This is a genomic window from Streptomyces sp. NPDC001787 (genome assembly GCF_040297465.1).
In the GTDB taxonomy this organism is placed as follows: Bacteria; Actinomycetota; Actinomycetes; order Streptomycetales; family Streptomycetaceae; genus Streptomyces.
The window spans coordinates 141,619-167,956 of record NZ_JBEOZE010000007.1; the positions used below are offsets into that span (position 1 = coordinate 141,619).

The window sequence follows — 26,338 nt, forward strand, 5'->3', positions numbered from 1 at the left end:
CTCCGCACAGTAGGGTGGACGCGCCATAGGCGCCCCTCATCCGCCGTCAATTCTCAAGGGAGACAGGACGTGTCCCGTCAGGTGTTCCTCTACGACCCGCCGGACCGGTTCGTGGCCGGTACGGTCGGGCTGCCTGGCCGCCGTACGTTTTTCCTCCAGGCGTCGTCGAGCGGCCGGGTCACCAGCGTGGCGCTGGAGAAGACCCAGGTAGCCGCCCTGGCCGAGCGGATCGACGAACTGCTCGACGAGGTCGTACGGCGGACCGGCGGCAACTCGCCGGTGCCCGCCGTGGCCCCCACGGACGTCGCCGACACCGCACCCCTGGACGCACCCGTCGAGGAGGAGTTCCGGGTCGGCACGATGGCGCTGGCCTGGGACGGTGAGGAGCAGCGCATGATCGTCGAGGCGCAGGCCCTCGTCGAACTGGACGCCGACTCCGAGGACGACCTCGCGGAGGCCGAGGAACGGCTTCTGCAGGACGAGGAGAACGGACCGCCGATGCTGCGCGTCCGGCTCAGCGGCGCCCAGGCGCGCGCCTTCGCCAAGCGGGCGCTGGACGTCGTGAACGCCGGCCGCCCGCCGTGCCCGCTGTGCAGTCTGCCGCTCGATCCGGAAGGACACGTATGCCCGCGCCAGAACGGATACCGTCGCGGGGCCTGACGGACACCGAGCTGCTCACCCTGCTCACCGAGGGGCGGCTCACGGTCCTGGGACAGGTCCGCGGCGCGTCCAACGCGGTGCTCCACTGCACGGTCGCGTACGAGGGCGAGGAGCGTACCTGCGTCTACAAGCCCGTCGCCGGGGAGCAGCCGCTCTGGGACTTCCCCGACGGGACGCTCGCCCAGCGCGAGGTGGCCGCCTACGAGGTCTCCGAGGCGACCGGGTGGGGACTCGTGCCGCCCACGGTGCTGCGCGACGGACCCTACGGCCGGGGCATGTGCCAGCTGTGGATCGAACCCCCCGGGGGCGGGGCGGAGCCGTCGCTGCTCGCGCTCGTCGAGTCCGAGGAGCCCGGGGAGGGCTGGAAGGCCGTGGGCTTCGCCGAGGTGGGGGAGGGCCGGACGGCGCTGCTGGTGCACGCGGACGACCCGCGGCTGCGGCGGCTGGCGGTCCTCGACGCGGTGATCAACAACGGTGACCGGAAGGGCGGGCATCTGCTGCCCGCGCCCGGCGGTCGGCTGTACGGCATCGACCACGGCGTCACGTTCAACGCGGACGACAAGCTGCGGACGCTGCTGTGGGGCTGGGCCGGGGAGCCCCTGACGTCCGAGGCGGTGGAGGTGCTCGGTCTGCTGGCCGCGGAGCTCGCGCCGGGGGCGGCGCTGGCCACCCGTCTGGCCGAACTCGTCACGGGGGCCGAGCTGGAGGCGCTGCGGGGGCGGGTCGCGGGGCTGCGTACGGCGGGGCGGCATCCGGAGCCCAGCGGGGCGTGGCCGGCGATTCCGTGGCCGCCGGTGTGACAGCCGTGAACGGACCCTCCAGGGCCCTGTAGACGAACCGTCCCATCCGCGCAAGACCGCCTCTTCGGCCACGTTCCCCTATCCGGTTCGTATCCGGAAGCATCGTCCGGTTACGCTCATGACATGCATGCCTGGCCCGCTTCTGAGGTCCCCGCCCTGCCTGGCAAGGGCCGCGACCTTCGGATCCACGACACCGCGACCGGCGGACGGATCACCCTTGACCCCGGTCCCGTCGCCCGCATCTACGTCTGCGGCATCACGCCGTACGACGCGACCCATATGGGTCATGCGGCGACCTACAACGCGTTCGACCTCGTTCAGCGCGTGTGGCTCGACACCAAGCGGCAGGTTCACTACGTCCAGAACGTGACCGACGTGGATGATCCGCTGCTGGAGCGGGCCGTGCGCGACGGTCAGGACTGGACCGAGCTCGCGGAGCGCGAGACGGCACTCTTCCGGGAGGACATGACCGCCCTGCGCATGCTCCCGCCGAAGCACTACATCGGCGCGGTGGAGGCGATACCCGGCATCGTCCCGCTCGTCGAACGCCTCCGGGACGCGGGCGCCGCCTACGAACTCGAAGGCGATGTGTACTTCTCCGTCGAGGCCGACCCGCACTTCGGCGAGGTCTCGAACCTCGACGCCGAGGCGATGCGCCTGCTCTCCGCCGAACGCGGCGGCGACCCGGAGCGCCCCGGCAAGAAGAACCCCCTGGACCCGATGCTCTGGATGGCCGCCCGCGCGGGCGAGCCGAGCTGGGACGGGGCCTCGCTCGGCCGCGGCCGGCCCGGCTGGCACATCGAGTGCGTGGCCATCGCGCTGGACCATCTGGGAATGGGCTTCGACGTTCAGGGCGGCGGTTCCGACCTGGCATTCCCGCACCACGAGATGGGCGCCTCGCACGCCCAGGTACTGACCGGCGAGCACCCGTTCGCCCAGGCCTACGTCCACGCCGGCATGGTCGCGCTGGACGGCGAGAAGATGTCCAAGTCCCGGGGCAACCTGGTGTTCGTCTCCGCGCTGCGCCGCGAGGGCGTGGACCCGGCCGCCATCCGCCTGGCCCTGCTCGCGCACCACTACCGGAGCGACTGGGAGTGGACCGGCCAGGTGCTCACCGACGCCGTGGAGCGCGTGGGCCGGTGGCGTGCCGCCGTCTCCCGCCCCGACGGGCCGTCCGCGGACGCACTGGTCGAGGAGGTCCGCGAGGCCCTCGCCGATGACCTGGACGCCCCCGCGGCGCTGGCCGCGGTGGACCGCTGGGCCGCGCTGGCCGTTGCCGAGGGCGGTACGGACGAGAGCGCGCCGGGGCTCGTCTCGCGCACCGTCGACGCGCTGCTGGGCGTCGCGCTCTAGGCCTCGGTGCCGTCACCACCGCTCGATCCGTTCACGACGGCCGGCCCCGGACTTCTTCCCGAAGTCCGGGGCCGGTCCCCGTTTCCGCCCGTCGCGCGCCGCGCGCCGCGCGCCCGCCCCGTCCCCGGACGGTGCCGGGCCCGCTGCCGCCGCTCAGTCCTCGCTCAGTCCTCGGACGAATCCTCGGATGTATCGTCCGGGGTTTCGTCCGGTCCGCCGTCCTTGTCGGAGGGCGAGGGCGCGGAACCGTCCCGCGGCGGGGCGCCGGGGGTGTTCTCGGGGCCTGTTTCCGGCCGCGGTGGTCTGGGGGGTCTGGCGCGGCCGGAGGAGGTGTCCCGCAGGTACGAGGCATCCCCGGACTCCGTGGCATGGCCGCCGGGAGCCTGTCCCGGGCCGCCGTCCCGGCGCCGCAGGTAGCGCTCGAACTCCCGGGCGATGGCCTCGCCGGACGCCTCGGGCAGCTCCGCGGTGTCCCGGGCCTCCTCCAGCGTCTGGACGTACTCCGCGACCTCGCTGTCCTCGGCGGCCAGCTGATCGACGCCGAGCTGCCAGGCGCGGGCGTCCTCGGGCAGTTCGCCCAGCGGGATCCGCAGGCCGATCAGGTCTTCGAGGCGGTTCAGCAGCGCCAGCGTCGCCTTGGGGTTGGGCGGCTGCGAGACATAGTGCGGCACCGCCGCCCACAGGCTCACCGCGGGCACGCCCGCATGGGTGCAGGCCTCCTGGAGGATGCCGACGATGCCTGTCGGGCCTTCGTACCGGGTCTCCTCCAGGTCCATGGTCCTGGCCAGATCCGGGTCCGAGGTGACGCCGCTGACCGGTACCGGCCTGGTGTGCGGGGTGTCGCCCAGCAGTGCCCCGAGGATGACGACCATCTCGACGCCCAGCTCATGGGCGTATCCCAGGATCTCGTTGCAGAACGAGCGCCAGCGCATCGACGGTTCGATGCCGCGGACCAGGACCAGGTCGCGGGGTTTCTCCCCGCCGACGCGGACCACGGAGAGCCGGGTGGTGGGCCAGGTGATCTTGCGCACCCCGCCGTCCAGCCACACCGTGGGCCGGTTGACCTGGAAGTCGTAGTAGTCCTCGGCGTCGAGCGCCGCGAACACCTCGCCCTTCCATTCCCGGTCCAGATGTCCGACCGCTGTGGAGGCGGCGTCACCGGCGTCGTTCCAGCCCTCGAACGCGGCCACCATGACCGGGTCGATCAGCTCGGGTACCCCCTCGAGCTCGATCACCCAGGCCTCCTTCCGAAGTCTTCTTGTGTACGGAGCAACCTTACGGGTTGGGCCCCCTCCCGCAGCAGCCTCTTTGCACGGGTGGGTGAACCTTGCCACTGAGGGGTGCATCAACGGTCGAATCAGGGCATCAGCCCCTGGATTCATCCGAGCTGTATGACGGAATTTGCCCTCAACCCTGGACGTCCGCCCCTGTACGGCGCTATACATCGGATGACCACACCAGAGATCCGATGTTATTTGCCCTGGGGGGCGCACATGAGTCAGACCGTCACGGATTTCGAGGTCCACGACATCCGTTTTCCCACCTCGGAACAGTTGGACGGCTCGGACGCCATGAACCCCGACCCGGACTACTCCGCCGCCTACGTCGTCCTGCGCACGGACCTGCCCGGCCGGGGCGGCGCGGGTATCGAGGGACATGGCTTCTGCTTCACCATCGGACGCGGCAACGAGGTCATGGCCGCCGCCATCGAGGCGCTGCGCCCCTACGTGGTGGGGCGTCCCGCCCCCCGTACCGCCGCCGACCTCGCCGCGCTGTACCGCGACCTCACGCACGACTCGCAACTGCGCTGGCTGGGCCCGGAGAAGGGCGTGATGCACATGGCGGCCGGCGCGGTCGTCAACGCGGCGTGGGACCTGGCGGCCACCGCGGCCGGTCTGCCCGTCTGGCAGTTCCTCGCCGGGATGACGCCCGAGGAACTGGTCTCCCTCGTCGACTTCCGCTACCTCACGGACGCGCTCACCCCCCAGGAGGCCCTCGCGATCCTGCGGGCCGCCGAACCGGGCCGCGCCGAGCGCACCGAGCGGCTCCTCGACCGGGGCTACCCGGCGTACACGACCTCGCCGGGCTGGCTGGGCTACTCCGACGAGAAGCTCGCCACCCTCGCCAGGGAGGCCGTCGCCGACGGCTTCGGCCAGATCAAGCTGAAGGTCGGCGGCGACCTGGACGACGACATCCGCAGACTCGCCATCGCCCGCGAGGCCGTCGGCCCCGGCGTCCGGATCGCCGTCGACGCCAACCAGCGCTGGGACGTCGCGGACGCGGTGGCCTGGATGAGCGCGCTCGCGCCCTACGACCCGCACTGGATCGAGGAGCCGACCAGTCCCGACGACATTCTCGGCCACGCCGCCGTGCGCGCCGGACAGTCCGTCAAGGTCGCCACCGGCGAACACGTCGCCAACCGCGTCGTGTTCAAGCAGCTCCTCCAGGCCGGCGCCGTCGACTTCGTCCAGATCGACGCGGCCCGCGTCGCGGGCGTCAACGAGAACCTGGCGATCCTGCTGCTCGCCGCCAAGTACCAGGTGCCCGTCTGCCCGCACGCCGGGGGTGTCGGACTGTGCGAACTGGTCCAGCACCTCTCGATGTTCGACTATGTGGCGGTCTCCGGAACCTGGGAGGACCGCGTGATCGAGTACGTCGACCATCTCCACGAGCACTTCGCCGACCCCACCGTCCTCAAGGACGGCCGCTACGTCGCACCGCGCGCACCGGGCTTCTCCGCCCGGATGCTCCCCCGGTCGATCGCTGAACACCGCTACCCGCAGGGCCCCGTCTGGCAGGCCCGCCTTACGCCTCAGGAGGCCGACCGATGACCGGCACACAGGACTTCGACGGGATGTCCGCCCTGGTGACAGGCGGTGCCTCCGGGATCGGGGCCGCCGTGGCGACCATGCTCCTGGAGCGCGGCGCACGGGTCGCCGTCCTCGACCGGGAGACCGCGGGCGCGCCCGCCGGAGCGCTCGCGCTCAAGGCCGATGTGAGGGACGACGCGGCCGTGCGCGACGCCGTGGACCGGGCCGCCGCCGAACTCGGCGCCCTGCACACCCTCGTCTCCAACGCCGGGATCGGCTCCGTCGGCACCGTCGAGGACAACGCCGACGACGAGTGGACCCGGGTGCTGGACATCAACGTCCTCGGCATGGTCCGCACCGCCCGTCACGCGCTGCCCCATCTGCGCCGCGCGGCAGCCGCCCGGCCGGGCTCCGTCTCGATCACCCAGACCTGCTCGATCGCCGCCACCGCCGGACTGCCGCAACGCGCCCTGTACAGCGCGAGCAAGGGCGCGGTGCTCTCGCTGACCCTCGCCATGGCGGCCGACCACGTGCGCGAAGGAGTCCGCGTCAACTGCGTCAACCCCGGCACCGCGGACACCCCGTGGATCGGCCGGCTGCTGGGTCAGGCCGATGACCCGGACGCCGAACGCGCCGCGCTCAACGCCCGCCAGCCGCTCGGCAGGCTGGTCTCGGCCGACGAGGTCGCCGCCGCCGTCGTCTATCTGGCGAGCCCGGCCGCCGCCTCCGTCACGGGCACCGCACTCGCCGTCGACGGGGGGATGCAGGGCCTGAGGCTGCGCCCCGCCGACGCCTGACACCGGCGGGTCCCGCACGGACCCGCACCACCCCCCCCGCACGCCCCCCCGCGACCCGCCGTACGGAAGTGACCACCGCAACGCCCCGGAACCACCGCACGAGCCGCTCCATCCCGCACCGCCGAAATGCTTCGAGCCAGTACTCCACGAAGGACGGGACCCATGAGAGTGCGTACGACGAGTGCGGCGGCCTGCGCCGTACTGCTGGCCGTCACGGCCCTTGCCGGCTGCAACCGCGACTCCGCCGACAGCGGGGACGGGGGCGGCAAGGTGGGGATCGACCTGCCGCGCAGCGACAGCGACTTCTGGAACTCCTACCAGCAGTACGTGGAGAAGGGCGTCAAGGGCGGCGGGGTGAGGGCGCTGCCGCTGACCAACTCGCAGAACGACATCGGCAAGCTCGTCGCCAATGTACGGACGTTCACCGACCAGGGTGCGAAGGCCGTCGTGATGGCCCCGCAGGACACCGGTGCGATAGCCGAGACGCTCAACACGCTGAACGAGAAGAAGATCCCCGTCATCAGCGTCGACACCCGCCCCGACAAGGGCAGCGTCTACATGGTGGTGCGCGCCGACAACAAGGCGTACGGCGCCAACGCCTGCAAGTACCTCGGCGAACAGCTGGGAGGCAAGGGCAAGGTCGTCGAATTCCAGGGCGACCTGTCCTCGATCAACGGGCGCGACCGCTCCCAGGCCTTCAAGGCCTGCATGGACAAGGACTTCCCCGGTATCGAGGTCTTCGAGCTGGCCACCGACTGGAAGGGCGACGTCGCCTCCGCCAAGCTCCAGTCGACGCTGGCCGCGCACCCCGACATCAACGGCATCTACATGCAGGCCGGCGGGGTCTTCCTCCAGCCCACGCTCGCTCTGCTGGAACAGAAGAAGCTGCTGAAGCCGGCCGGTACGCCGGGTCACATCACGATCATCTCCAACGACGGCATCCCGGAGGAGTTCGACGCCATCAAGGCCGGGAAGATCGACGCGACGATCTCCCAGCCCGCCGACCTGTACGCGAAGTACGCCCTGTACTACGCCGGGGCGGCCCTGGACGGCAGGACCTTCGAGGAGGGCCCGACCGACCACGGCTCCCACATCATCAAGATCCCGGGCGGTTACGAGGACCAGCTCCCGGCACCCCTGGTGACCAAGGAGAACGTCGACGACCCGAAGCTGTGGGCCAACCAGCTGGAGAAGTGAGCCGGCCATGAACCAGGCACCACCACCGGCGGTACGGGCGACGGGCATCGTCAAACGCTTCGGGCCCACCGTGGCGCTGGACGGCGTGGGACTCACCGTCCGGCCCGGCGAGTCCCACGCGCTCGTCGGCCGCAACGGCGCGGGCAAGTCCACCCTGGTCAGCGTTCTCACCGGACTCCACCGGGCGGACGAGGGAGCGGTGACCTTCGACGGGGAGCCGTCGCCCGCCTTCGGGGACACCGCGGCCTGGCAGTCCAGGATCGCCTGCGTCTACCAGAAGTCCATGGTCGTCCCGGATCTGACCGTCGCCGAGAACCTCTTCCTCAACCGGTTCGACGACAAGGCCCGCTGGATCAGCTGGGGCAGGCTCCGCAGACGCGCGGAGACGCTGCTGGCCGAGTACGGGGTGCGGGTCGACCCCAACGCGCGGGCCCGGGATCTCGCCGTGGAACAGCGGCAGTTCGTGGAGATCGCGCGGGCGCTGTCGTTCGGCGCCCGGCTGATCGTCCTGGACGAGCCGACCGCGCAGCTCGACGCCCGGGGCATCGGGCGGCTCTTCGACAAACTGCGGGAACTCCAGGGCCGGGGAGTGGCGTTCCTGTTCATCTCCCACCACCTCCAGGAGGTGTACGAACTGTGCACCGCCGTCACCGTCTACCGGGACGCCCGCCATGTGCTGACCACCCGGGTCGCCGACATCGGCAAGGCCGATCTGGTGGCGGCCATGACGGGGGAGCAGGGCGGCGGCGCGGGTGCCTGGCACGCCCCCGCGGGTGGCGCCGCCGACGAGTCGGCCGCCCCGGTGCTGCGTACCGAACGGCTCTCACTGGCGGGCGAGTTCGAGGCGATCGACCTTCAGGTACGGCCCGGTGAGGTGCTCGGCCTCGCCGGTTCGACGGCCAGCGGCAACACCGCGCTCGGCGAGACGCTGGCCGGGATGCGCAAGGCTTCCGGCGGCACGGTCTCCGTGCACGGCGGCGCCGTACGGCCGGGCAGCGTGCCGCACGCCCTGGACGCCGGGATCGGGTACATCCCCGAGGACCGTCATGACCAGGGGCTCGTGCCGGACCGGAGCGTCGCCGAGAACGCCACGCTCACGGTCACCGACCAGCTGGGCCCGTGGGGGACCGTACTGCCCTCCCGCACCCGGCGGTTCGCCCGGTCGATGATCGACTCCCTGGACATCAAGACCCAGGGGCCCGAGCAGCCCGTCTCCGGACTCTCCGGCGGCAACCAGCAGAAGGTGGTGGTCGCCCGCGCGCTCGCCCGGAAACCGAGCGTGCTGGTCGCGGTCAGGCCCACCGCGGGAGTGGACATCAAGTCCAAGGACTCGCTGCTGGGCGTGGTCCGGCGGGTCGCCGACGAGGGAAACGCCGCAGTGATCATCTCGGACGAGCTGGACGACCTCCGGGTGTGCGACCGGGTGCTCGCCCTGTTCCACGGGCGGGTCGTCGCAACGTTCGCAAGCGGGTGGAGCGACGGGGAACTCGTCGCCGCCATGGAAGGTGTGGGGGAGAGGGAATGACCGGGACGACACAGCCGTCCGTCGCCGACGACGGCATCATGAGCGGGGCGAGGAACACCGGCCGGCTGGCGCTGATCCGGTGGAGCGACTTCTCCCTGGTGCCGGTGATCCTGGTGCTGATGGTGATCGGGTTCATCGTCTCGCCGGTCTTCCTCACCTCCAACAACCTGATCAGCGTCGTCCAGCAGTCCTCCGAGCTGAGCCTGCTGGTGCTCGGCCAGGCGCTGATCCTGATCTGCGGCCGGATGGACCTGTCGCTGGAGTCGACGATCGGCATCGCGCCCGTCGTCGCCATGTGGCTGGTGCTGCCCGAGGACGGCGGCCGTTTCGCCGGTCTGGAACTCTTCCCGGCCTGGTCCGCGATCCCGCTCTGTCTGCTCGTCGGCCTCGTCGTGGGCGTGGTCAACGGCTTCTTGATCCTCAGGCTCCGGGTCAACGGCTTCATCGCCACGCTCGGCATGCTCACCATGCTGCGCGGCCTCCACATCGGCATCACCGAGGGCAAGTCGATCACCGATGTCCCGGAGTCCTTCCGCTACCTCGGCAAGAGCGAGTGGTTCGGCGCCCCGGCCGCGGTCTGGATCTGCCTGGCCCTGTTCGCGATCGGCGGCGCCGCGCTGGCCTGGCTGCGCCACGGACGCGCGCTGTACGCCATCGGCGGCAACCCGGAGGCGGCGCGGGCCGCCGGTATCCGGGTGGACCGGATCACCTGGATCGTGCTCGCCGTCGGCGGTCTGCTGGCTGCCTTCGCGGGCATCCTCTACACGGGCCACTACGGATCGGTGGCGGCCACCCAGGGCAACGGCTGGATCTTCCAGGTGTTCGCCGCGGCGGTGATCGGCGGCATCAGCCTCAAGGGCGGGCGCGGGACGCTGTTCGGCGCCCTCACCGGCGTACTGACGCTCCAGCTCGTGGTCAATGTGATGACCCTCGGAGGTGTGCCCGCGCTGTGGAACCAGTTCCTCAATGGCGCGATCATCATCGTCGCGCTGGTCATCTCGCGCTTCGCGAGCGGTGAGAAGCAGGACTGAGGAGGACCGGGGAGAGCGGCTGCCCCGCACCGCGGGCGGAGCGCGCGGTACGGGCCGCAGGAACGACGCCGTACGGGCCGGAGGGGAAGCACCCCCGCCGGCCCGTACGCGTGTGATGGCCCCGCACCGCCGGCGCCGTCCGCCTCAGAGCGTGGACCTGAGCCACTGCTCCACGCTCGCCACATGCACCGTCGCCCAGGCCCGTGCGGCCTCCGCGTCCCGGTCCCGCAGCGCGGCGAGGATCGCCCGGTGCTCGTGCAGGGTGCGGCTGACGGCGTCCTCCTGCGTCAGACCGCGCCAGACCCGCGCCCGTGTGGTGGGCCCGGACAGGCCGTCGAGCAGGGAACAGAGCACCGAGTTGCCGGAGGACTGGACGATCCCGCGGTGGAAGTCCAGGTCCGCGGCGACCAGTTCCTCCACCGAGGGCTGCCCGCCCAGGGCGTCCAACTGGGAGCCGAGAAGGTCCAGTTGGGTATCGCTGATCCGGCCCGCCGCCATCGCCGTGGCGGCCGGTTCCAGGATCCGGCGCACCGCGAGGAACTCCAGCACCGTGTCGTCGCGGTGGAAGTCCACCACGAAGCTCAGCGCCTCCAGGAGCAACTGGGGGTCCAGGCTGGTGACATAGGTGCCGTCGCCCTGCCGCACATCGAGGATCCGGATCAGCGACAGCGCGCGCACCGCCTCCCGCAGGGAGTTGCGCGACAGCCCCAGCTCCGCGGCGAGTTCACTCTCCTTGGGCAGCCGGTCGCCGGGACGTAGCGCACCCGAGACGATCATTCCCTTGATCTTCTCGATCGCCTCGTCGGTGACAGCCATGACGGTCCTCCTGGATTCGGACTGGATTCAGACATCCGATGTCTGTCTCCATTATGCGGGTCCGTTCACCCGGAAGAGCAGCCCCGGAGCATCCGCGCCGCCAGGCCGTGGTGCCGGCCCGCGCTGCCGACCCGTGGTGCCCGGTCACTCCCAGAGGGAGGACGGCGCCTCGCGGCGTACGACGGGGGCGATCACCTCGGCGAACCGCTGCAGGGTCTCCAACTGCTCCGCGCGCTCCAGCCCGAAGCCGTCCACCGTGATCGACTGGAGATCGTGACGGTACACCGCGTGGTAGCCGAGGATCTTGTCGATGATCTGCTGCGGGCTGCCGATCAGCTGGGGCCCGTTCTCGATCGCGTCCTCGATCGTCCGGAACGGCGTGTTGTAACCGGCCCGGCCGGCGAGATGGGGTTTGAAGCTCTGCCGCACCCGCGCCTCGTACAGGTCCTTGTAGCGCGCGACGGCCGCCCGCTGGGTGCCGGCGATCAGCAGCCCGCCCGAGCCCGCCGCCACATGGGCGTCGGCCGGATCGTGTCCGTACGCCTCGAACCGCTCCCGGTAGTGCTCGATCAGCCGGGCGTAGGCCTCGCGCGGCTGGACGGCATTGGCCGTGAACAGCGGATCGCCGTGCTTGGCCGCCAGCTCGGGGGAGTTGAGGCTGGTCGCCGAGCCGTGCCAGACGCGGGGCGGCCCGGCGTACGGGCGGGGGACCGTCGTCACGTTCTTCAGGGGCGGCCGGAACTCGCCCTCCCAGTCGACCCCTTCCTCCGTCCACAGCCGCCGCAGCAGCTCGTACTTCTCCTTCTGGAGGTCCCACTGCCGGTCCTCGTCGAGCCCGAAGAGGTCGAAGTGCCCGGCCTCCGCGCCCTTGCCGACGACCAGTTCGATCCGTCCCCGGGACAGCTGGTCCAGCGTCGCGAAGTCCTCGGCCACCCGCACCGGGTCGAGGATCGCGACGACCGTGACTCCGGTCAGCAGCCTGATGGTGCGGGTGCGGGCTGCCATCGCGCCCAGCACCACGCTCGGGCTCGACGAGAGGAAGGGGCCGGCGTGCCGTTCCCCGATCGAGTAGGCGTCGAAACCGAGCCGTTCCGCCGCCACTCCGGTTTCGATCACCTCCTCGAACCGGTCCGCGGCGGAGGGGAGTTCGCCGGTCAGCGGGTGCGGGGCGTGACCGATCAGGGAAAGCACGGAGAATTTCATGACATCCACTCTCCCCGCGTCGTATTGCGCGCGTATGGCGGCGGTGTGGCACCTGCCGGGGGTATCCGCCGGCCCCGCCGGCACGGTCCGCACACCGCCTGCCGAGCCTCGTCACGGACACGCGGACGGGGGCGCCCGCCCGTACCCGGGAAGCGCCCCCGTCGCACCCGCCCGGTTCAGCCCCGGTCGGCCAGCATGCCGTCGACCCTGCCGCGGATCCCGTCCGTCGCCAGGCCCCGGATCGTCAGCGTCGTCCGCCGGCGCAGCACGTCGTCCGCGGTCTCGGCCCACTCGTAGTCCCGGGCGTAGGCCACCTGCGCCCAGATCTCCGGTGCGTCCGGGTGGACGCGCTCGGCCAGCGCCGGGTCCTCGTTCGCCAGCCGCGCGATGTCGAAGGCCAGCGAACCGTAGTGGGTGGCCAGATGCCGGGCGGTGTCGGCCGCCATCCGCGGACCGGGCGTGCCGCCGTCGACCAGCAGCCGGTGCGCGACCGCGTCGGGGTTGGCTATGCCGGGCAGCGGCAGTTTCCTCGGCAGCCGGGCCATCGGCTCCATGTCCTCCGCCAGCGGGTGCCCCGGCAGCGCGGCGAGCTTGTTCATCACGGTGCGGCCGATGTGGCGGAAGGTCGTCCACTTGCCGCCGGCCACCGACAGCATGCCGCCGCGGCCCTCCGTCACGACCGTCTCCCGCTTGGCCTTGGACGTGTCCCCGGGGCCGCCGGGCAGCACCCGCAGACCCGCGAAGGAGTACGTGATCAGGTCGCGCGACAGCTGCTGGTCCCGGATCGAGAACGCGGCCTCGTCCAGGATCTGCGCCGTGTCCGCCTCGGTCACCGCGACCTCGCCCGGGTCGCCCTCGTACTCCTCGTCGGTCGTACCGAGCAGCAGCATGTCCTCCCACGGCAGGGCGAACGTGATGCGGTACTTGTCGATCGGGGTGGCGAGCGCGGCCTTCCAGGGGCGGGTGCGCTTGAGCACCAGGTGCGCGCCCTTGGACAGCCGGATGGAGGGCGCCGCGTCCGGGTTCTCCATCTTCCGCAGGTGGTCCACCCACGGCCCGGTCGCGTTCAGCACGAGCCGGGCGCCGACCCCGAACTCCGTACCGTCCGTGCGGTCCTTCAGATCGGCGCCCGTGACCCGGCCGCGGGTGAACCGGAGGCCGGTCACCTCCGCGTGGTTGAGCACGACCGCACCCGCCTGGACGGCCGCGCGGACCGTCATCAGCGCCATGCGGGCGTCGTTCATCTGGTCGTCGCCGTAGACCGCGACGGCCTTCAGATTGTCCGTACGCAGCTCGGGGACGTCGCGCCGCGCCTTCGCGGGGCTGATCACATGGCCGACGCCGTCACCGAACGCGGACAGCGCCGAGTACGCGAACACGCCGGCCCCGAGCTTGGCGGCGCCGTGCGGCCCGCCCTTGTACACCGGCAGGTAGAAGGTGAGCGGGTTGGCCAGGTGCGGGGCGACCTCACGGGAGACCGCCCGCCGTTCGAAATGGTTCTCCGCGACCAGCTTCACCGCGCCGGTCTGCAGATAGCGCAGACCGCCGTGGAGCAGCTTGGAGGAGGCGGAGGAGGTGGCGCCGGCGAAGTCGCCGGCGTCCACCAGCGCCACCCGCAGTCCGGACTGCGCGGCGTGCCAGGCGGTGGAGATGCCCAGGATGCCGCCGCCGATGACCAGGAGGTCGTACGTCGCCCTGGAGAGCTGCTCCCGAGTCTCGGCGCGGCTCGGGAGGGAGCCGGAGGCCGGGTGCGTCCCGAGAGCCGGGACGCATCGCAGGGTGGTCATGGTGATTACTCCTCGACTGTGTCGTCGAGCCAGCCCATGGTCCGCTGCACGGCCTTGAGCCAGCTCTTGTACTCGCGGTCGCGGACGTCCGCGTCCATGCGGGGGGTCCACTCCGCGGCCCGGCGCCAGTTGGCACGCAGGGCATCGGTGTCCGGCCAGAAACCGACGGCCAGACCGGCGGCGTAGGCCGCGCCGAGGCAGGTGGTCTCGGCGACCATCGGACGCACCACGGGCGCGTCCAGGAAGTCGGCGAGCGTCTGCATCAGCAGGTTGTTGGAAGTCATGCCGCCGTCGACCTTGAGCGCGGTCAGTTCGACGCCGGAGTCCTTGGTCATGGCGTCGCTGATCTCGCGGGTCTGCCAGGCGGTGGCTTCGAGCACGGCACGGGCGATGTGCGCCTTGGTGACGTACCGGGTGAGACCGGCGATGACACCGCGGGCGTCGGGGCGCCAGTACGGGGCGAACAGCCCGGAGAACGCGGGCACGAAGTAGGCGCCGCCGTTGTCCTCGACCGAGGAGGCGAGCGTCTCGATCTCCGCCGCGGACTTGATCAGGCCCATCTGGTCGCGCATCCACTGCACCAGCGAACCGGTGACCGCGATGGAGCCCTCCAGGGCGTACACCGGGCGCTGGTCGCCGATCTGGTAACCCACGGTCGTCAGCAGGCCGTTGTACGAGTTCACCGGGGTGTGGCCGGTGTTCAGCAGCATGAAGGTGCCGGTGCCGTACGTGGACTTGGCCTCGCCCTCGGCGAAGCACGTCTGGCCGAACAGCGCGGCCTGCTGGTCGCCGAGCGCGGAGGCCACCGGGACCCCGTCGAGCACTCCGCCCCTGGCGGAGCCGTACACCTCGGCGGAGGAGCGGATCTCGGGGAGCACGGCGGCGGGGATGCCGATGGAGTGGAGGATCTTCTCGTCCCACGCCATGGTGTGCAGGTTCATCAGGAGGGTCCGTGAGGCGTTGGTGACATCGGTGACGTGGACGCCGCCGTCGGTGCCGCCGGTCAGGTTCCAGATGACCCAGGAGTCCATGGTGCCGAAGAGGATGTCGCCGCGCTCGGCGCGCTCGCGCAGCCCCTCGACGTTGTCGAGCAGCCAGCGGACCTTGGGCCCGGCGAAGTACGAGGCGAGCGGCAGCCCGGTCTCGCGCCGGAAGCGGTCCTGGCCGACGTTGCGGCCGAGCTCCTTGCAGAGCGCGTCGGTGCGGGTGTCCTGCCAGACGAGGGCGTTGTGGACGGGCTCGCCGGTGTTCTTGTCCCAGAGCAGCGTGGTCTCGCGCTGGTTGGTGATGCCGATCGCCTTGACGTCGGCGGAGGTGATGCCCGCCTTGACGATGGCTCCGGCGACGACCTCCTGGACGTTCTCCCAGATCTCGGTCGCGTCGTGCTCGACCCATCCCGGTTTCGGGAAGATCTGCTCGTGCTCCTTCTGGTCGACGGAGACGATCCGGCCGTCCTTGTCGAAGACGATGCAGCGGCTGGAGGTGGTGCCCTGGTCGATGGCCGCGATGAACGGCCCGGTGCCGTGGGTGCCGGTGGTGTGTGCGTCGGTCACGGTGTGCTCCCGGAAGTCTGTGTAGTACGGCTCTGAGGGCTCAGGCGAAGGCGAGCTGGTAGATCCCGCCCGCGAGGGCGCCGCCGATCAGCGGACCCGCCACGGGGATCAGGGCGTAGCTCCAGTCCGAGCCGCCCTTGTTGGGCAGTGGAAGCAGAGCGTGCACGATCCGGGGGCCGAGGTCACGGACCGGGTTGATCGCGTATCCGGTCGGGCCGCCGAGCGAGAGACCGAGCCCGACGACGACGAACGCGGTGATCATCGCGCCGAGGACGCCCGGACCCTTGGGGTCCTCGGGGGTGAGGCCGGGGATGGTGCTCTGGGTGAGGATCGCGAGGACCAGGACGGTGGTCGCGATGATCTCGGTCGCCATGTTCTGGCCGACGTTGCGGATCTCCGGCGAGGTGAAGAAGATGCCGTGCACCGGGCCCGGGTTCTCCGCCCCGCGCTCGGCGACCTCGGGGTCGTTCAGGTGCAGCTTGAAGTGACCGAAGTACGCGGCCCAGACCAGCACCGCGCCGATCATCGCGCCGAGGAGCTGTCCGGCGAAGTAGACCGGGAGGTCGCTCCACTCGGTGACGCCCTTGATCGCGAGGCCGACGGTCACCGCCGGGTTGAGGTGGGCGCCGGACATGCCGGCGGAGATGTACGCGCCGGTCAGCACGGCGAAGCCCCACCCGAAGGTGATGGCGACCCAGCCGGCGTTGAACGCCTTCGAGCGCTTCAGCGTGACAGCGGCACAGACGCCACCGCCCAGCAGGATGAGCACGGCGGTACCGATGGTCTCGCCGGTGAAGATGTCGGAGCTGGACACCCGTGACTCCTTTGTCCTTCGTCCAGGGGAGGGCGAATCACCGGGTCCCTCCGGTGATTCGCGCCCCAGATGGGTATCCACGTGGTGTGGTCACGCCACCTGTAAGGGCTTGACCGGCCCTCGGCACCGTCACACCCTAACGTGTAATTCCGTTAAGTGTTCGACAATGCCGACCGGTGAACGGCAGTGTTTCCCCCGAACGAATGACGCGTCAAGGGTGTGTGGCGTACGACTCGGTGCGGAACCCGATCGTTACCGACGGCGCGCGCGGAGCCCGCGCGACGGGACCCCGTGCGCGGAGGGGCCCCGGCGCGGGGCGGGGGCCGGGGAAAGTGCGATGCGCTTCTGCGGCGCGGCGCGGTGAAGGCGCGGGTGGTGCGGGCGGTGCGGCGCGGTGAGGGTGCGGGGTCGTACGGGCCCGCGGGGCCGGTGCGCGCCGCGGCCGTACGGCTCAGAAGCGGCCGGCGCCCAGGTCCCGGGAGACCGCGCGGGCGCAGTCCCGTACCGCCGCGACCAGCTCGGGGCGCAGCTCGCCGTCCGGGCGCACCCGCTCCACGGCGCCGGTGACGGCCACGGCGCCCACCGGCATCCGCCGCCGGTCGTGGATGGGCGCGGCCACGGCGGCCACCCCCTCCCAGGTCTCCTCCGCGTCGGTGCCGTAGCCCCGCGCCCGTACCAGGTCGAGCAGCGACTCGAACTCGTCCGCCGCGGTCACGGTGCGCGCGGTGAAGGGCCGCCGTTCCGCCTCCATGGCCTCGCTGTGCGCCACCGGGTCGAACGCGGCGAGCACCTTGCCGAGCGCGGTGGAGTGCAGCGGCTGCATGGCCCCGACCTCCAGCACCTGGCGGCTGTCGTCGGGGCGGAAGACATGGTGGACGATGAGGACGCCGTGCTGGTGCAGGACGCCCAGGTGCACGCTCTCGCCGCTGGAGCGGGCCAGGTCGTCGGTCCAGACCAGGGCGCGCGCCCGCAGCTCGTGGACGTCCAGATAGCTGTTGCCCAGGCGCAGCAGTTCGGCGCCGAGCTGATAGCGCCCGGACGCCGCGTCCTGCTCGACGAAGCCCTCCAGCTGGAGCGTGCGCAGAATGCCGTGCGCGGTGCCCTTGGCCAGCCCCAGGGAGGAGGCGATGTCGGAGAGTCCGAGCCGACGCTCACCGCCCGCCAGCAGACGCAGCATCGCGGCCGCCCGCTCCAGCGACTGGATGTTCTTGGCCATCGCGCCGTACTCCTCCACCTCGGTTCGACAATGCTGAACACTATCGGTCGATGCCGACCTGTGCTCGGCGCCCGGGAAAGTCCGTTCCACCACTTGTCACGTGCTGTCCCTCGCACAGCATGCAGTCCGTCCCATGGACGGACTGACGGGGCGGGGCGCCACCCCGCTAGGCTGGCGTGGTGCGCCTTCCGACAGAAGGTCGCAAAGCCGACAGCCGTCGCATCCCTGGGAGATCATCCATGGCCTCGTTGCCGACATCCGCCGCCGACAGCCGGACCCGAGCCGACGCCCTTCGCGAGGCGCTCGCCACCCGAGTGGTGGTGGCCGACGGCGCCATGGGCACCATGCTCCAGGCGCAGGACCCCACCCTTGAGGACTTCGAGAACCTCGAAGGCTGCAACGAGATCCTGAACGTCACCCGCCCCGACATCGTCCGGTCGGTGCACGAGGAGTACTTCGCGGTCGGGGTGGACTGCGTCGAGACGAACACCTTCGGCGCGAATCTCGCGGCCCTCGGCGAGTACGACATCCCCGAGCGGGTGTACGAACTCTCCGAGTCCGGCGCCCGCATCGCCCGCGAGGTCGCCGACGAGTTCACCGCGTCCACGGGACAGCAGCGCTGGGTGCTGGGCTCCATGGGGCCGGGCACCAAGCTGCCGACCCTGGGCCACGCCCCGTACGACAAGCTCCGCGACGCCTACCAGCGGAATGCCGAAGGCATGATCGCCGGCGGCGCCGACGCCCTCCTGGTGGAGACCACCCAGGACCTGCTCCAGACCAAGGCCTCCATCATCGGCGCCCGGCGCGCCCTGGAGGCCACCGGCAGCAGCCTTCCGCTGATCTGCTCCGTCACCGTCGAGACCACCGGCACCATGCTGCTCGGCTCCGAGATCGGCGCCGCGCTCACCGCGCTGGAGCCGCTCGGCATCGACATGATCGGCCTGAACTGCGCCACCGGCCCCGCCGAGATGAGCGAGCACCTGCGCTACCTCGCCCGGCACTCCCGGATCCCGCTCTCCTGCATGCCGAACGCGGGCCTGCCGGTGCTCGGCAAGGACGGCGCGCACTATCCGCTGGGCCCCTCCGAGCTCGCGGACGCCCAGGAGACCTTCGTACGCGAATACGGCCTCTCCCTGGTCGGCGGCTGCTGCGGTACGACGCCGGAGCACCTGCGCCAGGTGGTCGAGCGGGTCCGGGGCACGGTCCCCACCGTCCGCGAACCGCGCCCGGAGCCCGGTGCCGCCTCGCTCTACCAGAGCGTCCCGTTCCGCCAGGACACCTCGTACCTCGCCATCGGTGAGCGCACGAACGCCAACGGCTCGAAGAAGTTCCGCGAGGCGATGCTGGAAGCCCGCTGGGACGACTGCGTGGAGATGGCCCGCGACCAGATCCGCGAGGGCGCGCACATGCTCGACCTCTGCGTCGACTACGTGGGCCGTGACGGTGTCGCCGACATGCGGGAGCTGGCCGGCCGCTTCGCGACCGCCTCCACCCTTCCGATCGTGCTCGACTCCACCGAGCTGCCCGTCCTGCGCGCCGGACTGGAGAAGCTCGGCGGGCGTGCCGTGCTGAACTCCGTCAACTACGAGGACGGCGACGGCCCCGAGTCCCGCTTCGCGAAGGTCAGCGCGCTGGCCTCCGAGCACGGTGCCGCGCTGATCGCCCTGACCATCGACGAGGAGGGCCAGGCCCGTACCGTCGAGCACAAGGTCGCCATCGCCGAGCGGCTCATCGAGGACCTCACCACCAACTGGGGCATCCATGAGTCGGACATCCTCATCGACACCCTGACCTTCACCATCTGCACCGGTCAGGAGGAGTCCCGGGGCGACGGGATCGCCACCATCGGCGCCATCCGCGAGCTGAAGGAGCGCCACCCCGACGTCCAGACCACGCTCGGCCTGTCGAACATCTCCTTCGGCCTCAACCCGGCCGCCCGCGTCGTGCTGAACTCCGTCTTCCTCGACGAGTGCGTCAAGGCGGGCCTCGACTCCGCGATCGTGCACGCCTCCAAGATCCTCCCGATCGCGCGCCTGGAGGAGGAGCAGGTCAAGGTCGCCCTCGACCTGATCTACGACCGCCGCGCCGAGGGGTACGACCCCCTGCAGAAGCTCATGGAGCTCTTCGAGGGCGTCAACATGAAGTCGATGAAGGCGGGCAAGGCCGAGGAGCTCCTCTCCCTGCCGCTGGACGAGCGCCTCCAGCGGCGCATCATCGACGGTGAGAAGAACGGCCTGGAGGCGGACCTCGACGAGGCCCTCCAGGACACGCCCGCCCTCGACATCGTCAACAACACCCTGCTCGAAGGCATGAAGGTCGTCGGCGAACTCTTCGGCTCCGGCCAGATGCAGCTGCCGTTCGTGCTCCAGTCCGCCGAGGTCATGAAGACCGCGGTGGCCCACCTGGAACCGCACATGGAGAAGACGGACGCCGACGGCAAGGGCACCATCGTGCTGGCCACCGTCCGCGGCGACGTCCACGACATCGGCAAGAACCTCGTCGACATCATCCTGTCCAACAACGGCTACAACGTCGTCAACCTGGGCATCAAGCAGCCCGTCTCCGCGATCCTGGAAGCCGCCGAGGAGCACCGCGCCGACGTCATCGGCATGTCCGGTCTCCTGGTGAAGTCCACCGTGATCATGAAGGAGAACCTCCAGGAGCTGAACCAGCGCAAGCTGGCCGCCGACTATCCGGTGATCCTCGGCGGCGCCGCCCTCACCCGGGCCTACGTCGAGCAGGACCTCCACGAGATCTACGAGGGCGAGGTCCGCTACGCCCGCGACGCCTTCGAGGGCCTGCGGCTGATGGACGCCCTCGTCGCCGTCAAGCGCGGAGTGCCGGGCGCCGTACTGCCCGAGCTGAAGCAGCGCCGGGTGCCCAAGCGTGAGGCCGCCGCCGTCGAGGTCACGGAGCCGGAGGAGGGTGTCCGCTCCGACGTCGCGACCGACAACCCCATCCCGGAGCCGCCCTTCCGGGGCACCCGGGTCGTCAAGGGCATCCAGCTCAAGGAGTACGCCTCCTGGCTGGACGAGGGCGCGCTCTTCAAGGGCCAGTGGGGCCTCAAGCAGGCCCGTACCGGCGACGGACCGACGTACGAGGAGCTGGTGGAGACCGAGGGCCGCCCGCACCTGCGCGGCTGGCTCGACAAGCTCCACACCGAGAACATGCTGGAAGCCGCCGTGGTCTACGGCTACTTCCCCTGTGTGTCCAAGGGCGACGACCTGATCCTGCTCCACGAGGACGGCTCCGAGCGCACCCGGTTCACCTTCCCGCGCCAGCGCCGCGGCCGGCGCCTGTGCCTCGCGGACTTCTTCCGGCCCGAGGAGTCCGGCGAGGTGGACGTCGTCGGCCTCCAGGTCGTCACCGTCGGGTCGAAGATCGGCGAGGCCACCGCCGAGCTCTTCGAGGCCAACTCCTACCGCGACTACCTGGAGCTGCACGGCCTGTCCGTACAGCTCGCCGAGGCCCTGGCGGAGTACTGGCACGCCCGGGTCCGCAGCGAGCTGGGCTTCGCCGGGGAGGACCCGGCCGAGGTCGAGGACATGTTCGCGCTGAAGTACCGCGGCGCGCGCTTCTCCCTGGGCTACGGCGCCTGCCCCGACCTGGAGGACCGGGCGAAGATCGCGGAACTGCTGGAGCCGGAGCGGATCGGGGTCAAGCTCTCCGAGGAGTTCCAGCTGCACCCCGAGCAGTCGACCGACGCGATCATCATCCACCACCCGGAGGCGAAGTACTTCAACGCCCGATGAGGCGCTGTTCCCCGTACGGCCGTCCGCGGTTCCCCGCGCGGTGGCCGGACGAGTCGTAGACTTGTCGGTCCAGTGCAGGCCGGTCGCCCTCCCCACCGGGACGGCGGCCGGCCTTCTCGTCCCTACGGAAGGTGTGCCCGGATGACCAGTACGGTTCCCGCGTCCCTGACCCGCACGGCCGAAGGCGCCGCCCTGCAGGCGGTCCTTCTCGACATGGACGGAACCCTCGTCGACACCGAGGGCTTCTGGTGGGATGTGGAGGTGGAGGTCTTCGCCGATCTGGGTCACCGGCTCGACGAGACATGGCGGGACGTGGTCGTCGGCGGGCCGATGACCCGAAGTGCCGGTTACCTCATCGACTCCACCGGTGCCGACATCACGCTCGACGAACTCACCGTGCTGCTCAACGACCGGTTCGAGAAGCGCATCGGCCGCGGTGTCCCGCTGATGCCGGGGGCCGGGCGCCTGCTGGCGGAGCTGGCCGCGTGCGACATGCCGACCGCGCTGGTCTCCGCCTCGCACCGCCGGATCATCGACCGGGTCCTGGACTCCGTCGGCCACCACCACTTCGCCCTGACCGTGGCGGGCGACGAGGTCACCCGCACGAAGCCCCACCCCGAGCCCTACCTCACCGCGGCGGCGGGCTTCGGCGCGGATCCCTGGCGCTGCGCGGTCATCGAGGACACCGCCACGGGAGTCGCCGCCGCCGAGGCCGCGGGGTGCCGGGTGGTCGCCGTACCGTCCGTGGCGCCGATCGCTCCGGCGGCCGGACGCGTGGTCGTCAATTCCCTGGAGGACGTCGATCTCGCGTTCCTCCGGGAGCTGGTCACGGGGCAGCGCTGAGCCGCACCCGGATTCCCCGCCGGGGCCCGGACGGACGGATCCGGTCCGGGAACCGCAGGGCTCCGGACCGGATCGCCGCACAGCCGGGGCACCGCGAGGGGCGGCACCGTCACTGGGCGCCGGGGCGCACCAGACCGCTCTCGTACGCGTAGACGGCGGCCTGCACCCGGTCCCGCAGGCTCAGCTTCGTCAGCACATGGCCCACATGCGTCTTGACCGTCGTCTCGCTGACGAACAGATCCGCGGCGATCTCCGCGTTGGACAGGCCGCGCGCCACCAGCTTCAGGACCTCCACCTCGCGCTCCGTCAGCGTGTGCAGGGCGTCCGGGACCGGGTCCTCGCCCGAGGGCAGGTGGTCCGCGTACTTGTCGAGCAGCCGGCGCGTGATGCTCGGCGCCAGCATCGCCTCACCCGCCGCGACCACCCGGATGGCCTGAACCAGCTCATTGGCCGGAGCGTCCTTCAGCAGGAAGCCGCTCGCGCCCGCGCGCAGCGCCTCCACCACGTACTCGTCGAGGTCGAACGTCGTCAGGACGAGCACCTTGGCCGGACCGTCCCGGCCCGGACCGGTGATCTGACGCGTGGCCTCCACACCGTCCATGCGGGGCATACGGATGTCCATCAGCACCACATCGGGCTGGAGCGCCCGTACCTGGTCGATGGCCTGCAGACCGTCGCCGGCCTCCCCGACCACCGCCAGATCGCCCTCCGCCTCCAGGATCATCCGGAAGCCGGTGCGCAGCAGTGGCTGGTCATCGACCAGTAGGACGCGGATCGCCACGAAAACTCCTTAAGGGCCCTCAAGGGCCACCGGTTGGCCGGCCTCGGCCCGGACCGGTCCCATTCTGCCCTGGCCATCCTCGTCCGACTCCGCCGGGCGTACCGACAGGGGATAGACCGGGGGAGTCCCGCCGAATTCGGGGCAGACCGCGCGGTGGTCGCACCAGCCGCAGAGCTTCGTCGGGCGGGGTCGCCACTCGCCGGTCTCCGTCGCCAGCGAGATCGCGTCCCACAGGGCCAGCAGCTTGCGCTCCACCCGCTCCAGGTCCGCCATCACCGGGTCGTACGTCAGCACGTCGCCGCTGCCCAGATAGACCAGCTGCAGCCGCCGCGGCACCACACCCTTCAGCCGCCAGATGACCAGGGCGTAGAACTTCATCTGGAAGAGGGCGCCCTCCGCGTACTCCGGGCGCGGGGCCTTGCCCGTCTTGTAGTCCACGATCCGGACCTCGCCGGTCGGCGCCACATCGATCCGGTCGATCACCCCGCGCAGCCGCAGCCCCGACTCCAGCTCCGTCTCGACGAACAGCTCCCGCTCGGCCGGCTCCAGACGCGTCGGGTCCTCCAGCGAGAACCAGCGCTCCACCAGCTGTTCCGCCTCGCCCAGCCAGCGGGCCAGCCGCTCGCCCTCCGCGTCCTGCGCGAACAGCTCGGAGAGCTCCGGCTTCGACTCCAGCAGCCGGTCCCACTGCCCGGGGACCAACGCCCGCGCCCGCGGTGCCGTACGGTCCGCGGCAGGCGCGTCGAAGAGCCGCTCCAGCACCGCATGCACCAGCGTGCCCCGGGTAGCCGCCTCACTGGGCTTCTCCGGCAGCTTGTCGATGACCCGGAAGCGGTACAGCAAGGGACACTGCATGAAATCGCTCGCCCGCGACGGCGACAGTGACGAAGGCGGCTGGGGCGGCCGCGGTACGGAGGTCATGACTCAGACCCTACGGCCCGCCACTGACAGCGAGCGGCATACCATCGACCACAGAGCCTCGCACACTGCATGATCGTGGCAAACGCCACCGACCGGAGGGACCCCGTGGACGAGAGCGGCGACAGCGGGCGGCCGCAGCCCGGCGCAGGGGGAACGGACCCCGGCGCCGCACCCGAGAACGGCAAACCGCGACGCCCCGAAGAACCCGGCGGCGGCCTGCTCATGGGCCGCCCCTTCGGGGTGCCCGTGTACGTCGCCCCCAGCTGGTTCGTCGTGGCCGCCCTCATCACCTGGGTCTTCGGCGGCCAGCTCGACCGGGTCCTGCCCGAGCTCGGCGGTGCCCGCTACCTGGTCGCCCTCTTCTTCGCGATCGCGTTCTACGCCTCCGTGCTCGTCCACGAACTCGCCCACACCGTCGCCGCACTGCGCTACAAGCTGCCGGTCCGCCGCATCCAGCTGCAGTTCTTCGGCGGTGTCTCCGAGATCGAGAAGGAGTCCGAGACGCCCGGCCGCGAATTCGTCCTCGCCTTCGTCGGCCCGCTGCTCTCCCTCGTCCTCGGCGGGGTCTTCTACCTCGCGATGCAGTTCGTCGAGCCCGGCACCGTACCCGGCGTCCTGCTCGCCGGACTGATGATCTCCAACCTCATCGTGGCCGCCTTCAACCTGCTCCCCGGCCTCCCGCTCGACGGCGGCCGGATGCTGCGCGCCGTCGTCTGGAAGATCACCGGCAAGCCCATGAGCGGCACCATCGCCGCCGCCTGGGTCGGCAGGGGCCTCGCCGTCACCGTCCTCATCGGACTGCCGCTCCTCACCCACACCGGGGCCCTGGGCAACGCCACCGACGAGATCGGCGGGGTGGAGACCGTCACGGACGCCCTGCTCGCCGCGATCCTCGCCGGGATCATCTGGACCGGCGCCGGCAACAGCCTGCGCATGGCCCGTCTGCGCGAACACCTCCCCGATCTCCGCGCCCGCAGCCTCACCCGGCGCGCCGTCCCGGTGGAATCGGCCACCCCGCTCTCCGAGGCCCTGCGCCGCGCCAACGAGGCGGGCGCCCGCGCCCTCGTCGTCGTCGACGGACAGGGCAACCCCAAGGGCGTCGTCCGGGAGGCGGCCATCGTGGGTGTCCCCGAGCACCGCCGCCCCTGGGTCCCCGTCAGCGGTCTCGCCCAGGACCTCACCGACGGTATGAAGGTCCCCGCCGAACTGGCCGGCGAAGCCCTCCTCGACCGGCTCAAGGCGACCCCGGCCACCGAATACCTGGTGGTCGAGGAGACCGGCGAGATCTACGGAGTCCTCTCCACCGCCGACGTCGAACGGGCATTCGTGGCAGCCATGGCCCGCCCCGGCGCCTGATCCGGCGCCCGGTCCGCCGGCGTGGCAGCCGCCAGCCGCCCCGGCAGGCGGTCGGCACCCCCGGAATCACCGGTACGCTGGTCACATGTCTGAACCGACCGGTGCCGCCCGCCGACGTGGGCCCTTCAAGGTCGGGGACCAGGTCCAGCTCACCGACCCCAAGGGACGCCACTACACCTTCACGCTCGAAGCCGGAAAGAATTTCCACACCCACAAGGGTTCTTTCCCGCACGACGAGCTGATCGGTGCTCCCGAGGGCAGTGTTGTCCGAACCACGGGAAACGTCGCCTATCTCGCGCTGCGCCCCCTGCTCCCCGACTTCGTCCTGTCCATGCCCCGCGGCGCCGCCGTGGTCTACCCCAAGGACGCGGGCCAGATCCTGGCCTTCGCCGACATCTTCCCCGGCGCCCGCGTCGTGGAGGCAGGCGTCGGCTCCGGCGCGCTGAGCACCTTCCTGCTGCGCGCCATCGGCGAGCAGGGCATGCTGCACTCCTACGAGCGCCGCGAGGACTTCGCCGAGATCGCCCAGCAGAACGTGGAGCGCTACTTCGGCTCCCCGCACCCCGCCTGGCAGCTCACCGTGGGCGACCTCCAGGACAACCTCTCCGACACCGAGGTCGACCGCGTCGTCCTGGACATGCTCGCGCCCTGGGAGTGCCTGGAGGCCGTGTCCAAGGCACTCGTGCCCGGCGGCATCCTCTGCGCGTACGTCGCGACCACCACCCAGCTCTCGCGGACCGTCGAGTCCATCCGCGAGATCGGCTGCTTCGCCGAGCCGCAGCCCTGGGAGTCGATGATCCGCAACTGGCACGTCGAGGGCCTGGCCGTCCGGCCCGACCACCGGATGATCGGCCACACCGGCTTCCTGGTCACCGCACGCCGTCTCGCGGACGGCGTCGAGGCGCCGCTGCGCCGCCGCCGCCCGTCCAAGGGCGCCTACGGCGACGACTACGACGGACCCGGCAGCCAGAGCGGTTCGGCCGCCCGCGGCTGACCCCGCACAACGCACCGGCGCCGCCGCGCAGTTCCCCGGGACGAACCGGGAACTGCGCGGCGGTGCCTTTTCGTTGTCCCGGTGGACGGCCGTCCCCCGGGGGCAGCCGGCGCCCACCCCGCCGTTCCC

General features: G+C 71.1%; 21 protein-coding genes. 12 read left to right on the forward strand and 9 right to left on the reverse strand.

Annotation, left to right across the window (positions count from 1 at the left end; genetic code table 11):
- Nucleotides 1-69: 69 nt before the first annotated feature.
- The 3 genes from ABT170_RS12575 (at nt 70) to mshC (ending at nt 2,813) form a co-directional block, all read left to right on the forward strand.
- Nucleotides 70-660 (forward strand): DUF3090 domain-containing protein, encoded by a 591-nt coding sequence (locus ABT170_RS12575; RefSeq protein ID WP_329945490.1) that lies wholly within the window; start codon nt 70-72, stop codon nt 658-660.
- Nucleotides 624-1,460 (forward strand): SCO1664 family protein, encoded by an 837-nt coding sequence (locus ABT170_RS12580; RefSeq protein WP_329945489.1) that lies wholly within the window; start codon nt 624-626, stop codon nt 1,458-1,460. Before ABT170_RS12575 ends, ABT170_RS12580 begins: the two co-directional genes overlap by 37 nt.
- 123 nt (nt 1,461-1,583) lie before the next feature.
- Entirely contained in the window at nt 1,584-2,813 is a 1,230-nt protein-coding gene (mshC, locus tag ABT170_RS12585; RefSeq protein ID WP_351866438.1) for a cysteine--1-D-myo-inosityl 2-amino-2-deoxy-alpha-D-glucopyranoside ligase, read from the forward strand.
- 164 nt (nt 2,814-2,977) lie between these two features.
- Here the strand turns inward: mshC and ABT170_RS12590 are convergent, their stop codons facing one another.
- On the reverse strand, nt 2,978-4,048 hold the full coding sequence (locus tag ABT170_RS12590; RefSeq protein WP_329945487.1) for a PAC2 family protein: 1,071 nt from the start codon (nt 4,046-4,048) through the stop codon (nt 2,978-2,980).
- Between the two features lie 258 nt (nt 4,049-4,306).
- Between ABT170_RS12590 and ABT170_RS12595 the strand changes: the two genes are divergently transcribed.
- The 5 genes from ABT170_RS12595 (at nt 4,307) to ABT170_RS12615 (ending at nt 10,173) form a co-directional block, all read left to right on the forward strand.
- Nucleotides 4,307-5,644 carry an enolase C-terminal domain-like protein gene (locus tag ABT170_RS12595; RefSeq protein WP_351866441.1) on the forward strand — a complete coding sequence of 446 codons (1,338 nt, stop codon included), beginning with the start codon at nt 4,307-4,309 and terminating at the stop codon, nt 5,642-5,644.
- Nucleotides 5,641-6,420 carry an SDR family NAD(P)-dependent oxidoreductase gene (locus ABT170_RS12600; RefSeq protein WP_329945485.1) on the forward strand — a complete coding sequence of 260 codons (780 nt, stop codon included), beginning with the start codon at nt 5,641-5,643 and terminating at the stop codon, nt 6,418-6,420. Before ABT170_RS12595 ends, ABT170_RS12600 begins: the two co-directional genes overlap by 4 nt.
- 162 nt (nt 6,421-6,582) lie before the next feature.
- Nucleotides 6,583-7,617 (forward strand): sugar ABC transporter substrate-binding protein, encoded by a 1,035-nt coding sequence (locus tag ABT170_RS12605; RefSeq protein WP_329945484.1) that lies wholly within the window; start codon nt 6,583-6,585, stop codon nt 7,615-7,617.
- Between the two features lie 7 nt (nt 7,618-7,624).
- A complete protein-coding gene (locus tag ABT170_RS12610; protein ID WP_351866446.1) occupies nt 7,625-9,142 on the forward strand; it encodes a sugar ABC transporter ATP-binding protein in 1,518 nt (505 codons plus the stop codon).
- Nucleotides 9,139-10,173: an ABC transporter permease gene (locus tag ABT170_RS12615; RefSeq protein ID WP_443034355.1), complete on the forward strand. Its 1,035-nt coding sequence runs from the start codon at nt 9,139-9,141 to the stop codon at nt 10,171-10,173. Before ABT170_RS12610 ends, ABT170_RS12615 begins: the two co-directional genes overlap by 4 nt.
- 144 nt (nt 10,174-10,317) lie before the next feature.
- On the opposite strand, the gene ABT170_RS12620 is transcribed toward ABT170_RS12615, so the two are convergent.
- The 6 genes from ABT170_RS12620 to ABT170_RS12645 form a co-directional block, all read right to left on the reverse strand.
- Complete coding sequence (locus ABT170_RS12620) at nt 10,318-10,989, reverse strand: FadR/GntR family transcriptional regulator (RefSeq protein ID WP_351866449.1); 672 nt, start codon at nt 10,987-10,989, stop codon at nt 10,318-10,320.
- 144 nt (nt 10,990-11,133) lie between these two features.
- Nucleotides 11,134-12,192 (reverse strand): LLM class flavin-dependent oxidoreductase, encoded by a 1,059-nt coding sequence (locus ABT170_RS12625; RefSeq protein ID WP_351866451.1) that lies wholly within the window; start codon nt 12,190-12,192, stop codon nt 11,134-11,136.
- Between the two features lie 176 nt (nt 12,193-12,368).
- Nucleotides 12,369-13,979, reverse strand: a complete 1,611-nt coding sequence (locus ABT170_RS12630) for a glycerol-3-phosphate dehydrogenase/oxidase (RefSeq protein WP_329945481.1) — start codon at nt 13,977-13,979, stop codon at nt 12,369-12,371.
- Between the two features lie 5 nt (nt 13,980-13,984).
- Entirely contained in the window at nt 13,985-15,532 is a 1,548-nt protein-coding gene (glpK, locus tag ABT170_RS12635; protein ID WP_351866455.1) for a glycerol kinase GlpK, read from the reverse strand.
- A 40-nt stretch (nt 15,533-15,572) separates the two neighbouring features.
- Nucleotides 15,573-16,346, reverse strand: a complete 774-nt coding sequence (locus ABT170_RS12640; RefSeq protein ID WP_329945479.1) for an MIP/aquaporin family protein — start codon at nt 16,344-16,346, stop codon at nt 15,573-15,575.
- A 451-nt stretch (nt 16,347-16,797) separates the two neighbouring features.
- Entirely contained in the window at nt 16,798-17,562 is a 765-nt protein-coding gene (locus ABT170_RS12645) for an IclR family transcriptional regulator (RefSeq protein WP_329945478.1), read from the reverse strand.
- 239 nt (nt 17,563-17,801) lie between these two features.
- On the opposite strand from ABT170_RS12645, the gene metH reads away from it, so the two are divergent.
- Nucleotides 17,802-21,314 carry a methionine synthase gene (metH, locus tag ABT170_RS12650; RefSeq protein ID WP_351866460.1) on the forward strand — a complete coding sequence of 1,171 codons (3,513 nt, stop codon included), beginning with the start codon at nt 17,802-17,804 and terminating at the stop codon, nt 21,312-21,314.
- A 141-nt stretch (nt 21,315-21,455) separates the two neighbouring features.
- Complete coding sequence (locus ABT170_RS12655; protein ID WP_329945476.1) at nt 21,456-22,157, forward strand: HAD family hydrolase; 702 nt, start codon at nt 21,456-21,458, stop codon at nt 22,155-22,157.
- Between the two features lie 109 nt (nt 22,158-22,266).
- On the opposite strand, the gene ABT170_RS12660 is transcribed toward ABT170_RS12655, so the two are convergent.
- On the reverse strand, nt 22,267-22,938 hold the full coding sequence (locus ABT170_RS12660) for a response regulator (protein WP_073729189.1): 672 nt from the start codon (nt 22,936-22,938) through the stop codon (nt 22,267-22,269).
- Nucleotides 22,939-22,947: 9 nt separating this feature from the next.
- A complete protein-coding gene (locus tag ABT170_RS12665) occupies nt 22,948-23,793 on the reverse strand; it encodes a RecB family exonuclease (protein WP_351866464.1) in 846 nt (281 codons plus the stop codon).
- A gap of 171 nt (nt 23,794-23,964) precedes the next feature.
- On the opposite strand from ABT170_RS12665, the gene ABT170_RS12670 reads away from it, so the two are divergent.
- Together ABT170_RS12670 and ABT170_RS12675 are read left to right on the forward strand one after the other, a co-directional pair.
- Complete coding sequence (locus ABT170_RS12670; protein WP_329945602.1) at nt 23,965-25,215, forward strand: site-2 protease family protein; 1,251 nt, start codon at nt 23,965-23,967, stop codon at nt 25,213-25,215.
- Between the two features lie 85 nt (nt 25,216-25,300).
- Nucleotides 25,301-26,209: a tRNA (adenine-N1)-methyltransferase gene (locus ABT170_RS12675; RefSeq protein ID WP_266929346.1), complete on the forward strand. Its 909-nt coding sequence runs from the start codon at nt 25,301-25,303 to the stop codon at nt 26,207-26,209.
- Nucleotides 26,210-26,338 lie beyond the last annotated feature (129 nt).